The 12222-nt window shown below is 58.2% G+C and carries 13 protein-coding genes; 7 read left to right on the top strand and 6 right to left on the bottom strand.

Translation table 11 applies throughout. The annotated features are described in order from the left end of the window. Positions 1-223: 223 nt before the first annotated feature. Positions 224-802 (bottom strand): 16S rRNA (guanine(966)-N(2))-methyltransferase RsmD, encoded by a 579-nt coding sequence (gene rsmD / locus ABSG47_RS04430; protein WP_424166926.1) that lies wholly within the window; start codon positions 800-802, stop codon positions 224-226. Positions 803-935: 133 nt separating this feature from the next. Here rsmD and ABSG47_RS04435 point away from each other — a divergent pair, with 133 nt between their 5' ends. Continuing rightward, the gene (locus tag ABSG47_RS04435; RefSeq protein ID WP_424166929.1) at positions 936-2057 is read left to right on the top strand and encodes a CBS domain-containing protein; all 1122 of its coding nucleotides are present in this window, start codon (positions 936-938) and stop codon (positions 2055-2057) included. 270 nt (positions 2058-2327) lie between these two features. Next, positions 2328-3227 (top strand): 16S rRNA (cytidine(1402)-2'-O)-methyltransferase, encoded by a 900-nt coding sequence (gene rsmI, locus ABSG47_RS04440; protein ID WP_424166932.1) that lies wholly within the window; start codon positions 2328-2330, stop codon positions 3225-3227. Here rsmI and ABSG47_RS04445 read toward each other — a convergent pair. Together ABSG47_RS04445 and ABSG47_RS04450 are read right to left on the bottom strand one after the other, a co-directional pair. Continuing rightward, complete coding sequence (locus ABSG47_RS04445) at positions 3224-4162, bottom strand: PilZ domain-containing protein (RefSeq protein ID WP_424166934.1); 939 nt, start codon at positions 4160-4162, stop codon at positions 3224-3226. The genes rsmI and ABSG47_RS04445 overlap by 4 nt on opposite strands. Positions 4163-4207: 45 nt before the next feature. Continuing rightward, positions 4208-4672, bottom strand: coding sequence for a hypothetical protein (locus ABSG47_RS04450; protein ID WP_424166937.1), 465 nt, complete (start codon positions 4670-4672; stop codon positions 4208-4210). A 166-nt stretch (positions 4673-4838) separates the two neighbouring features. Between ABSG47_RS04450 and ABSG47_RS04455 the strand changes: the two genes are divergently transcribed. The 5 genes from ABSG47_RS04455 (at position 4839) to ABSG47_RS04475 (ending at position 8786) form a co-directional block, all read left to right on the top strand. Then, a complete protein-coding gene (locus tag ABSG47_RS04455) occupies positions 4839-5762 on the top strand; it encodes a PLP-dependent cysteine synthase family protein (RefSeq protein WP_424167077.1) in 924 nt (307 codons plus the stop codon). Then, positions 5759-6220, top strand: a complete 462-nt coding sequence (locus ABSG47_RS04460; protein ID WP_424166940.1) for a M67 family metallopeptidase — start codon at positions 5759-5761, stop codon at positions 6218-6220. The genes ABSG47_RS04455 and ABSG47_RS04460 overlap by 4 nt, the downstream gene beginning before the upstream one ends. Positions 6221-6851: 631 nt before the next feature. Beyond that, complete coding sequence (gene moeB / locus ABSG47_RS04465; RefSeq protein WP_424166943.1) at positions 6852-8039, top strand: molybdopterin-synthase adenylyltransferase MoeB; 1188 nt, start codon at positions 6852-6854, stop codon at positions 8037-8039. Positions 8040-8179: 140 nt separating this feature from the next. Next, positions 8180-8470: a type II toxin-antitoxin system RelE/ParE family toxin gene (locus ABSG47_RS04470; protein WP_424166945.1), complete on the top strand. Its 291-nt coding sequence runs from the start codon at positions 8180-8182 to the stop codon at positions 8468-8470. Continuing rightward, positions 8463-8786, top strand: a complete 324-nt coding sequence (locus ABSG47_RS04475) for a helix-turn-helix domain-containing protein (RefSeq protein ID WP_424166947.1) — start codon at positions 8463-8465, stop codon at positions 8784-8786. Before ABSG47_RS04470 ends, ABSG47_RS04475 begins: the two co-directional genes overlap by 8 nt. Positions 8787-8798: 12 nt before the next feature. Here the strand turns inward: ABSG47_RS04475 and ABSG47_RS04480 are convergent, their stop codons facing one another. From ABSG47_RS04480 to ABSG47_RS04490, 3 genes are all read right to left on the bottom strand, one after another. Further along, positions 8799-9833, bottom strand: a complete 1035-nt coding sequence (locus ABSG47_RS04480; protein ID WP_424166949.1) for a PIN/TRAM domain-containing protein — start codon at positions 9831-9833, stop codon at positions 8799-8801. A gap of 171 nt (positions 9834-10004) precedes the next feature. Continuing rightward, positions 10005-10430, bottom strand: a complete 426-nt coding sequence (locus ABSG47_RS04485; protein WP_424166951.1) for a response regulator transcription factor — start codon at positions 10428-10430, stop codon at positions 10005-10007. A 448-nt stretch (positions 10431-10878) separates the two neighbouring features. After that, positions 10879-11775: a PhzF family phenazine biosynthesis protein gene (locus ABSG47_RS04490; protein ID WP_424166953.1), complete on the bottom strand. Its 897-nt coding sequence runs from the start codon at positions 11773-11775 to the stop codon at positions 10879-10881. Positions 11776-12222 lie beyond the last annotated feature (447 nt).

Consider the following 12222-nt stretch of genomic DNA (forward strand, 5'->3'; position numbering starts at 1 on the left):
GAAATTTAAGACCAAAAGCATACCTCCGGGCCTAAAGGCCCAGTTCATTTTTCTGAACTTATTGCCGGGGATGAATCCCCGGCCTACCTGAGAACTTATTGCCGGGGATGAATCCCCGGCCTGAGAGCTTATTGCCGGGGATAAATCCCCGGCCTACCTGAGAGCTTATTGCCGGGGATGAATCCCCGGCCTGAGAACTTATTGCCGGGGATGAATCCCCGGCCTACCTGGAATAGAAGCTGAGAGAGGCGTCGCCTTGCTGGAGGAGGCGTGTGCGGGTGAGGTTGCCGTATGTGTCGGCGAGGGTGTCTTTACGGCGATGCTCGGCGATGACGAGAGCCTGGGGCGCGAGGAATGATGATGCGGAGTTGCCGAGGAGATTGAGAGCGGTGGAGTACTCGGCGGCGAGATCGTAAGGCGGGTCGAGAAAGACAATATCGAATGCCGCGGGAGCCGGGTTGGATTCGGTCTGCCGGAGGAATGCGGTGACTGCACTGTTGTGGATGGTAAAGCCGCCGGTAATGCCGAGGCGAGTGAGATTGGCGCGTAAGGCTGTGAGGGCTGGACGGGCTTTCTCTACGAATGTGACGTGTGAGGCGGCGCGGCTGAGGGCTTCAATGCCGACGGCTCCGGAGCCGGAGTAGAGATCGAGGAAGCGGGCCTGCTCGATGCGGGGTGCCTCCACTCGTGAGGTCAGGACGTTGAAGATGGTTTCGCGGAGACGGTCGCTGGTGGGGCGCGTTGCGAGGCCGGCGGGCGCGTCGAGAGTGCGGGAGCGGAATTGGCCGGCGATGACACGCATGAGAGAAAGAATAGCGGAGTTAACTGTTGTGCTATCCCAGGTCCCAAAACCAGGGACATGGGGCACCCATTTTGTAGCGAGACGCTCGAAAAACTTAACAACGCGGCTAAGGCGGGCCTCGTACAATGACAGGATGAGAGGCTGGACGATTCCGCTGGGCCGATGGATGGGCGTGGAGCTGCGCGTACACACGTTCTTTTTGCTTTTGGCGGCGGTGTGCATGGGGCTTGGCGCGTCAGAGAATGTGCCGGGCGGCAAGATGCGCGGGCTGGTTCTTTTTGGGATTCTGGCTATTGCGGTAGTGGTGCGGGAGACGGCGCGGCTTTTGGTGGCGGCGTGGATGGGACTGCGTTTGAGAGCCATTCTTCTGCTGCCGATTGGCGGATTCTTTGCTTATGCGAACCCGGAGAGCCAGGAGCGGGCAACGAACGGCGGCGGCCAGTATGTGCTGGCGGCGGCGGGACCGCTGGCGAATGCGCTAACGGCGCTGGCGCTGGCGGGAATGTTTCTGGGCGTGGCGCCGAATATCGACCTTCTGGGATTTCCGCTGGTTTCCGCGGGGCATCTGCTGCGAGCGGCGATCTGGATGCTGGCGGGATTGGCTGCGCTGCATCTGCTGCCTGCGTATCCGCTGGACTGCGGAAGGCTGCTGCGGACCAATTTCGCTCAGAAGTACGGTGTTGGACAGGCGAGCCGGGCAGCGGCGGGCCTGGGACAGCTACTGGCGCTGGGCGGGATGATTGGCGGAATGCTGCTGCACAGTCCGTGGCTGATTATTGCGGGATTCTTCATCATGATTGGCGCGCAGGTTGAGGAGCAGGGCGTCTCTTTCCAGAGCGTGGTGGACACGGTGCAGATGCGCGAGGTGATGCTGACGGATTTTGCTACGCTGTCACCTTCCGACACTCTGGCTGACGCACTGGCGCGATGCGTGCACTCGCTGCAGGAGGATTTTCCAGTGGTGCGCGGGCCGCAACTGGTGGGGATTATCTCGCGGCAGCGGATTGTGGATACGCTGCGAAGCGATGGGAACGGCTATGTGCAGTCGGCGATGTCGCGCGCGTTTCAGGTGGCGCGGCCAGAAGATACGCTGGGTACGACGATTCGTGGGATCACGGTGGGGCGCGGACTGAGCCTGATTCCAGTGACGGAGAGCGGGCGCGTGGTGGGGATTGTGAGCGTGCAGAACCTGATGAGTTCCATGAGCCTGCTTGCGGAGCAGCGCCGCTATGAGCGCGAAGAGAGCAGCGAGTAAACACGGCGGGGCGAATGTATTTTGAAAATCGATCTCGGGCTACGGAGCATGTGACAAATCGAAAAAATGTTTTTCGGGAACATAAGCATCCCACAGGGGCTAAAGCCCGGATGTTTTTCAATCATTTTCGGCACGACTAAAGTCGTGCCCTGTTACAAAGCAAGCCGAAGTCAATTCGTCAGACACAGCTTGAAGCTCGGATGTTTTTTGTGTCTTTTTCGGCACGACTAAAATCGTGCCCCGTTACAGGGCAATTCCGAGATATTTCCGATGGACGTGGAGAACAATAACGCAAAGCTGAATGCGCTGGAGCCGGGGCTTTACCTGGTGGCCACGCCGATCGGCAACCTGGGCGATATTACGCTGCGGGCGCTGGAGGTTCTGCGTGGGGTGGATCGCATTGCATGCGAGGACACGCGGCAGACGCAGAAGCTGCTGAATCATTTTCAGATTGAGAAACCGACGGAGAGCTGCCACGAGTTCAACGAGGCGGCGCGGGCAGCGAGCTTTGTTGAGGCGATCAAGGCAGGCGCGCGCATTGCTGTCGTAACAGATGCGGGGATGCCGGGAATCAGCGATCCGGGAACGAGGCTGGTGCGGGCGGCGATTGCAGCGGGTGTACTGGTGGTGCCGATTCCGGGAGCGAATGCGGCGGTGAGTGCGCTGGTGGCGAGTGGGCTGCCCACGGAGGAGTGGACCTTTCTGGGATTTTTGCCGGAGAAGGCTGGGGCGCGGCGGACGCGGCTGGAGACGCTGTTTACAGAGACTGCGGGGAGCAAGCGAACGCTGGTGTTTTACGAGGCGCCGCACAGGATTCTGGAGACGCTGGGGGATGTGGAGGCGGTGTTTGGGCCGGAGCATCGCGTGGTGGTGGCGCGCGAGCTGACCAAGGCGCATGAGGAGTTTTTACGCGGCACGGCGGCCGAGGTGCGTGCGGAGCTGAGTGGGCGCGACCGTGTGCGGGGCGAGATTACGCTGCTGATTGAGGCACCTGCCGAGGAGCGGCTGAGTGCGCCTTCTTCACGGAAGATCGTGGACCAGGTTGCGGAACTGGTTTCGCGCGAAGGTCTGGATGAGAAGGACGCGCTGAAGCGGCTGGCACGGGAGCTGGGAAAGTCAAAGAGCGAGCTGTACCGGGAGCTGCAGCGCGAGCGGGCGAATCGGCGCTAGGCCTGCGCGGGAGTGGCTTCAGGGGTGGCATCCAGAGGAACTTCCGCGTTGTTCTCGGTTGGGGCATTTTTCCGGCCCTTCTGAAGCTTCTCGAATTTCTCGCTGATCTCATCGATGACGGTCTGGAGCTGAGCCCGCTTGCGGTCGGTCATTTCAACGAAACGAATGCCGGTGGTGAACTTGTCGTGCAGGGACGTGGTGACGCCGGGCAGAAGCAGAGGCAGGCCATCGACCATGAACTCGACTTCAACGCGACGATAGGCTCCTACGGGTATCTCCTGCTGAGCGCGAATGCGGCAGCCGCCGAGACTGAGGTCGAGGACTTTCCCTGTGACGCGGGTGTGGATGGAGAGAAAGAGAACGCGGGCGAATGAGTCAATTTCATGGCGGTCGTGCTCGCGGCGCTCACGCCTGCGGGGAGGGCCGGATTTGGCTGTTGGAGTGAGGCTCGGGGCCTGATTCTGAGCGGGATTGGGAACGAGGTGCAGAGTGCCGGCTTGCGCGGTCTCCTGCGGCTGCGGCTCGGCCTGCGTGGTCTCTTGCGGGTTCAGTTTATCCCTGGCTTCTTTCGCGCGGGCTTCCATCTCTTCGTGCATGGCGCCGAGGAGGTCGACCAGTTCGTTCCTGTGGGAGTCACTGATTTTGGTGAAGTAAAGGCCGAGGATGCTGTTCTTTGCCGACCACTGGATTGTGCCGGGAAAGCGGAATAGCGTGCCGTTGAGGCGGAAGGCGATTTCGACTGTCATTCCGGCCTGGACGGGAATGTCACCGGCGTGGCGCAGACGGCAGCCCTCAAGGCCGAGATCGATCATGTGGCAGCTTATGGCGCTTTCAAGCTGCTCGGCGAAGAGCATGGCTTGACCTTCCACCGGGTAGCGGAGGTATTTGCGCTGCTCATGGCGCATGGTAAGACTGGTTTCAGGATATTGATCCAACGTAGTCCCCTGTACAGGGACTTATCGGCAGGGCTGCGGGAAAAATCAGTGCGAGCCCTCGAGTTCCCAGGGTCGCCGAGCGGCGGGTGTGGGAGTTTCGCGGCCGCGAAGGCGATCATATTGATAGAGGTCGCTGGTGGTGCCGAGGGCTTCATTGTAAAGGCCCATGGTGCCGGTGACGAGGTTCAGCTCTTCGGTAAAAACGTGAATGGACTGGAGCTGTGCGGCGGTGGCGGGCAGCTCGTATTGGGATGTCTTGATGAACTTCTGGTAGCCGCGGTCGAGGAGACGGGCGATTTCGTTTTTGACGAGGATGCCGGGAGTGATGACGAGAGTGGCCGCGCTTCCCTCACCCTTGCCGGCTCCGCTGGGCGCGAGAACGGCGGCGACGCCGTGCTTGCTGACCTGGACGGCATTGGATGCTGCCGAGGAGGACGCGACATCAAAGGATTGGGCGCGGAGCGCATCGACTAGCTGATCGAAAGTGGGAGCTTTTCCTTTGCCGGCCATGAGTTTTTCCCGTCTGTATCGAGTCTGAGAGGATAAAGAAGGCGCTTGCGCGAAGCGTATTTGTAGCTGGACGCCTCTCGTATTCATCATACCTTCCACGCGGTGCGATTTTGCGATGACAACTGGAACTGCACAAAACGAAGTACAAATGGAGCCGCAATTGAAAATGGGCGCTGCGCTGACGGAGCGGATTGGAAATACGCCGCTGATTCGGCTGGAACGGGTGACGAAGGGGCTGGACGGCGTTGTGATGCTGGCTAAGGCCGAGTGGAACAACCCCGGCGGCAGCGTGAAGGATCGCGCGGCGTGGAGCATGGTGCGCGATGCGATGGAGCGTGGGCTGCTGAGGGCGGGTGTTTCGAGCAAAACATTGCTGGACGCGACTAGCGGGAATACGGGCATTGCTTACGCGATGCTTGGCGCGGCGATGGATTTTCCTGTGAATCTGGTGATGCCGAGGAATGTTTCGCCGGAACGGAAGCGGATTTTGCGGGCATACGGCGCGAGCGTGGAGTGGACGGAGCCGGATCAGGGTTCCGATGGCGCGATACGGCGGGCGCGGGAGCTTGCGGCAGGCGACCCGGAGAGGTACTTTTACTGCGATCAGTATTCGAATAACGCGAACTGGCGCGCGCACTACGAGACGACGGGGCCGGAGATCTGGCGGCAGACTGAGGGGCAGGTGACGCACTTCATTGCCGGGCTGGGGACTTCAGGGACATTTACTGGCACGACGCGGCGGCTGAAGGAGTTGAATCCGGATGTAGTGGCGATCAGCTTTCAGCCGGATGGGCCGTTTCATGGATTGGAAGGCATGAAGCATATGCCGTCTGCGATTGTGCCGGCGATCTACGATCGGGCGCTTGCGGATCGGAATATCGAGATTGAGACTGAGGCTGCATACGCGATGGCGAAGCGGCTGGCGCGCGAAGAGGGATTGCTGGTGGGGATCTCCGCGGCCGCAGCAGTGGTGGCGAGTCTGCGCGTGGCCGAAGAAGAAGCGGCGGAGGGGCGTAAGGCGGTGATTGTAACGGTGCTGCCGGATTCCGCGGAGAAGTATCTGAGCGAGCGGTTCTGGGAGGAAGAGTGAGTGTCGTGATTTTTCCGCGCGAGGTGTATGCGGCGATTCGCATGCATGGCGAGGAGACGTATCCGCATGAGTGCTGCGGTGCTCTTCTTGGACGGATTGTGGATGGTGTGTGGAGTGTTATTGAGTCGGTGAAGGCCGGGAATATGCGGACGGACTCGGCGCATAACCGCTACCAGATTGCGCCGGGTGAGCTGGTGAAGATGGAGCGCGAGGCGCGCTCTAAGGGATTGGATATTGCGGGGTTTTATCACTCGCATCCAGACCATCCGGCACAGTGGTCGCAGACGGATTTTGCGGAGGCGCACTGGCTGGGGTGTTGCTATGTGATTACGGAAGTGGCGCAGGGCAAGGCTGCGGTGACGAATTCGTTTTTGCTGGCGGGGACGAGCGAGGAAGATAAGCGGTTTGAGCTGCAGACGATTCAGGTAACGGAGAACCGAGAAACGGTAAGGGCATAGAATCTTTTGCCATAAACAGGGTGGATACTATGTTCACAGATGATGATGAACAATCTTGGGCACTAAGGAAGGTCTGATTAAGTCCGTGAAGCATACCTCAGCGGCTAAAGCTGCATTGATTTTGCTGCATTTATGTCACGGCTGAAGCCGTGACCTACCGTTCGTGCCACTTAATCAGAGTTTCCCTAAGTTTCTTCGCACGCTTCTTTGCGATTCTTGGAACACTAACCTTTGGCGGAACATCCTTCTGGTGGATGTCGATGTTCTATCTTGGCGGTGTCGGAGATTCAACTATGCTCGATTTTTCCAAGTTAGTTTTGCAGATAAGCTGCATTCCAGGCATTTTGCTAGTGATTGCATTGCTGCTTGACCTAAAGCGAGTCCGTAAGAGCGAATCTGAGAATTGGATGACTCGGACACTACGGCAATCTCCCGTACTATTTGTCCATCCTTACCCTCTTCGTTGGGTTATCGGATTGGAACTGTTTTTGCTGTTATATCTGAATTTAATCTTCGTGCGGGTCATCCTGCTTAAGCACCCACATTGAAATCGGAATAGTTTACGACGAGAATTTGAAGAGCACACGAATTTGCCGAATCAAATTAACTAACAAGTTTTGGGATCTGCATTATGACAATCACTGCCGAACACATTCCTCTTCCTCAACTCACCACCGATGAGATGGCGCGCTACTCGCGGCACCTGATATTGCCCGAGGTGGGCATGGAGGGCCAACAGAGGCTGAAAGCCGCGAAGGTGCTGTGCGTAGGCACGGGAGGCCTTGGCTCGCCGATGGCGCTGTACCTGGCTGCGGCGGGGATTGGCACGCTGGGGCTGGTGGATTTCGACGTGGTGGATGCGAGCAATCTGCAGCGGCAGATTATCCACTCGACGAAAGACATTGGGCGCAAGAAGCTGGACTCGGCTGAAGAGAAGCTGACGGCGCTGAATCCCGCGCTGAAGGTGGTGAAGCACGAGACAATGCTTTCAAGTGCGAACGCGCTGGAGATTTTGAAGGACTATGACGTGGTGGCGGACGGGACAGATAACTTTCCGACGCGCTACCTGGTGAATGATGCGTGCGTGTTGACGGGCAAGCCGAATGTGTATGGATCGATCTTTCGCTTTGAGGGTCAGGCGAGTGTTTTCGCAACCAAGGATGGCCCGTGCTACCGGTGTCTCTATCCCGAGCCTCCACCGCCGGGGCTGGTGCCGAGTTGCGCCGAGGGCGGCGTGCTGGGGATTTTGCCGGGGCTGGTGGGAGTGATCCAGGCGACGGAAGTGATCAAGCTGATTTTGGGCAAGGGCGATGCGCTGATTGGGCGGCTGCTGCTGGTGGATGCGTTGAATATGCGCTTCCGCGAGTTGAAGCTGCGGAAGAATCCGGATTGCCCGGTGTGCGGGCCGAATCCGACGGTGACGAAGTTGATCGATTATGAGCAGTTCTGCGGGATTGTGCCTGCGGGGCAGGGAGCGAACTTGGAGACGAACGTGAAGAATGGGATTCCGCAGATTACGGTGAAGGAACTGAAGGCTCGGCTGGATGCGGGCGAGGATGTGCAGCTCATCGACGTGCGCGAGCCGTTTGAGGCGCAGATTGCGCAGATTGGCGGAAGGCTGATTCCGAAAGGCGATGTGCCGAACCGGCTGGCGGAGATTGATCGCAATCGCGAGGTGGTGGTGCATTGCAAGAGTGGCGGGCGAAGCCAGCAGATTGCGGAGTTTCTGAAGCAGGCTGGGTATGAGCGCGTGGCGAATGTGGCCGGTGGGATTACGGCGTGGAGCAGCGAGATTGACCCGAGTGTGCCGAAATACTGAGCAAAGCCATACAGAGGCGCAATTTGTTTTTGACAATACATCCCAAAAGTGGGATAAATAGATGACGCGAAAGTTAGCACCTGGTGAAAAGCCCGTTTACTGGATAGGCTCATCGCTGAAAGACATGCAGCGATTTCCGCATGAGGCTCAACGCAGCATGGGTTTTGCCCTCGGCGCGGCACAGTACGGAGGCAAGCACCCATCCGCAAAACCGGAAGGGTGAAGGACCGGGTGTGCTGGAGATTGTTAAGGATTACGACGGAGACACATACCGCGCTGTGTATACCGTTCGTTTTGCCGAAGCTGTTTACGTTCTTCATGCGTTTCAAAAGAAGTCTACGCATGGGATAGCAACGCGGCAGTCCGACGTAGAGCTTATCCAGGCACGGCTGCGGCAGGCGCAAAACGACTATGAGAGGAAGCATGGTTAAAGAGAAGATCACACGTAGCAGCGGCAACATTTTCGCTGATCTTGGGCTTCCGGATGCGGATGAACTTGATACAAAGGTGCGCCTGGCCTCGGCCCTGAACGCAATTATTCTCCGCAAAGGCATGAAACAGGCAGAGGTGGGGAGCGCTCTCGGAATCAACCAGCCAAAGGTTTCTGCGTTGATGCACTACAAGCTCGAAGGCTTTTCGATCGAGCGCCTGATGCATTTTCTTGTGGCCCTCAATCAGGATGTCGAGATTACTGTGAAGGCTAAGCCACGTTCCCGCAGCGCGCGGATTATTGTGCAAGCGGCTTGACCGACCTACGCCTTAACGAACAATTTCTACCGGCGTAGGACGCGGGGAGTCGCCGGTGCGGCCGTTTTCGTCCACCTTGCCGAAGATCATTTTGCCGCTGGCGGTCTGGAGGACGCTGGTGACGGAGATTTCGACGGAGCGGCCGATCATTTTGCGCGCGTGATCGACGACAACCATGGTGCCATCGTCAAGATAGCCGACGCCCTGGTTGTACTCCTTGCCTTCTTTGAGAATCAGAACCATCATGTGCTCGCCGGGCAGCACGACGGGCTTGAGCGCGTTGGCCAGGTCGTTGATGTTGAGCACTTCGACGTGGTGAAGTTGCGCGACCTTGTTGAGGTTGAAGTCGTTGGTGACGACTTTGGCTTCAAGTTTCTTGGCCAGCTCAAGAAGTTTCAGGTCCACTTCCTTGATCGAGGGGAAATCGTCCGAGACGATCTGCACCTGGATGGCGGGGTTGGACTGCATGCGCTGGAGCATGTCGAGGCCACGGCGGCCGCGCTGGCGTTTTGATCCGTCGGTGGAGTCGGCGACGATTTGCAGTTCGCGGAGAACGAACTCCGGAATGACGAGTGCCCCGTCGATGAAGCCGGCTTCAGCGATGTCGGCGATGCGGCCGTCGATGATGACGGAGGTATCGAGGATCTTGGCGGCGCGCTTCTGGGGGCGTTCGCCGGTAAAGATGGTGCCGAGCGCGGATGGGTTGAGCAGATCGCCCTTGCTGGCGCCGACGAGCAATCCGACGTAGGTCATGAGCAGCAGGACGAAGATCTGCAGCACGGCGGAGGTGGTTTCCGTGAGCGGAGCCGCACGCAGCACCATGCAGAAGATGGCCGCGCCGATGATGCCGAGAAGCGAGCCCGCTACCGCGCCAATGAGGCGGCGGAGGCTCATGGCGCGGACACGCAGCTCAAAGATGATGACCACGGTTGCGGCCGCGCCGCCACATAGAGCGCTTATCAGGCCGGAGAGGTCAAACGGTCGAAGAACGTAGCAGACAAGAGCGAGTACGGCAACTAATAGAATACGCAGTAAAACGAGATCCATGACGTCCACCCCCGGCGTTGAAGAAGAGAATCGCCTACCGCCGAGCACAGAACGCGAGTATGAAGAGGTATGGGGGTGATCGTCAAGGGAAAACAGAAAGCAGAGATCAGAGATCAGAGATCAGGGAAAAACTTGCGAGGCGTCAGCTTTTCCTGAACCCTGATCCCTGCATTAGGATGCGACGGCCAGTTCGTGCTGAGGATGGGTAACGCGCGTGGAGCCCTTGCGGGGTCCGCGCTTGCGGGCGCTCATGTTCTTGACGCGCTCCAGCAGCTCAAGGGGCGAGCAGTTCTTCCTGGGAAGGAGGGCATCGGCGGCGTGGGGCTGAGAGGATGTGCGCGCCGGATCGCCGAGCAGGATCATGGGCACGTGAGAGGCAATTTCCTTAAGGCGGCCGACAATATGTCCGCCGTTCCATTGGGGCATTCCATCGTAGGCAAGCACGAGATCGATGGCGTTTTCCGAGATCAGGCCGGCGGCTTCATCGCCATTGACGGCGGGCAGCACCCGGTAGCCATTGGTGGAAAGCATGAAAGTGAGTACAGAGAGTTCCTGTTCGTTGCTGTTGACGGCGAGAATAATTTTCTTGGGCCTCATGGCAGGGGAAATACTCCTTTAGAAATCGATCAGGATCAAACAAGGCAAAAGAGGTGCCTGGGCCGCTCTCAATGGCAGCCTGTAGACAACCCGAAATGTAAGGAGCAATGGCCAGGGATCGGGGCGGGCTCTCGCGCTTCCGATAGACGCATAGGAATGTTTATGAGAGGAGCCAAAGGCTCACCAAACACCATGCGGCAATACAGAAATACGAGGAGAACAGCCTTCACGCGCGGTCAGATTGCCGTTGAAGTCTGGGACAAAGCCGATTCAGCGAACCGGTTGAATTTCCTCAATGCTTGGCAAGAGTACGGCTAGTGGGGCAGGCGTGCAATAGCGAAAATATGGCGAAGATGGCAGTGGAAAACATAGGAAAATAGAGGGAAACGGGATAGTTGCAATAGAGGAAACCACTTACATTGATGAAAACCTGTTGAAAGTTTGTGTATCAGGGCAGTTGAAGTCTTCCTGTTGCCACAAGAACAGTGCTGCCCCCTACGCGCACATTTGTGACCTTGTCCGTGTCAAGATTTGCGCGCAGAAAAAGGTCACTGGGGCGTCCCATTTCGACACCCTGACGGACGTGAATCCGCTGGCCGAAAGGCACGATGCGGCGGGCGACGAGATAGCTGATGGCGCAGCCCGCAGCGGAGCCAGTGGCGGGGTCTTCGCCGCCGTAAAACTGCATTCTGGCTCTGAAACTTTCAGCTTCCGGAGCTATGACATAAAACCATCTTCCGTTGAGCGGGCGCAGATAGTCAGTGGCCTCGTGCTGTCGCACGTTGAGGCGCGAGAGAGCATCGAGCGAGCGAAGCAGGACGATGGCGAAGCCGTTGCCGGTGGAGACGATCTGCGGCGGGTGAGCGGGGTCGAGATCCGCGAGCGTGAGGCCGATCAGTTCTGCGACGCGAGCGGATTCGAGCTCAGGACCGCACTCGGGATCGCGCTGCGTCATTTCGCCGAAGAGAACTTGATTTGAAGTACCGGGCCGCTTGGGATCGAATGCAACCGGAATTGGGCCGACGTTTTCGGCGAGGATGATTGTGTTCTTGATGGCCAGGGAAGGGTCAGCGATTTTGAGCACGGAGGCTGTGCCGAGCGTGGGATGGCCGGCGAAGGGCAGTTCCTCTTCCGTGGTGAAGATGCGCGTGCGGATGCCTTCAGCGGCTTCGATTGCAGTGGCGCGGCGCTCGACGAAGGTAGTCTCAGAGAGATTGAACTCGCGGGCGATGGACTGCATTTGCTCCGTGCTGAGATTGGCATTGTTCATCACCACGGCGAGCGGATTGCCGGCGAGGGCGCGATCGGTGAAGACATCGACGATGAAGTAATCGAGTTCAGGCATGGGCGTGATAGATCCTTGTGTTTAGAGATGGCGACGGGCCGGGTTCGATTCGCAATTGCGGCAATTGGTAGTGTCTCAGTTTGAAGAAACTGCCTCATGGGCTAAAGCCCCAGTCATTTTTATGGCCGTTTCGGCACGACTGAAGTCGTGCCCTGTTACAAGGCAATTCCAATTGAGACACTGCCATACTTTCCGAATACTTGACAGATGGGGCTTCCGCCCATAGTCTACGAATACTCGCAGCGTTGAGCGCGGGGAAGGATTTTCATGGTGAATCGTTCGATCTCCGCGTGTTGTCTGTGCTGCTGTGAGTGCAGCGCTGCGCGGGTGTCTCGATAAGCCAGGAATCCTAAAGACAGGATTGAGCTGAAACGAGACCCACCCGCGATGAGCGTGGTGGGATTTTTTGTTTAGGGACGAGTTACGAAGGACGAGGGACGAAAACCT

Origin of the sequence: Occallatibacter sp., from assembly GCF_049510455.1 — a bacterium.
In the GTDB taxonomy this organism is placed as follows: Bacteria; Acidobacteriota; Terriglobia; order Terriglobales; family Acidobacteriaceae; genus Telmatobacter.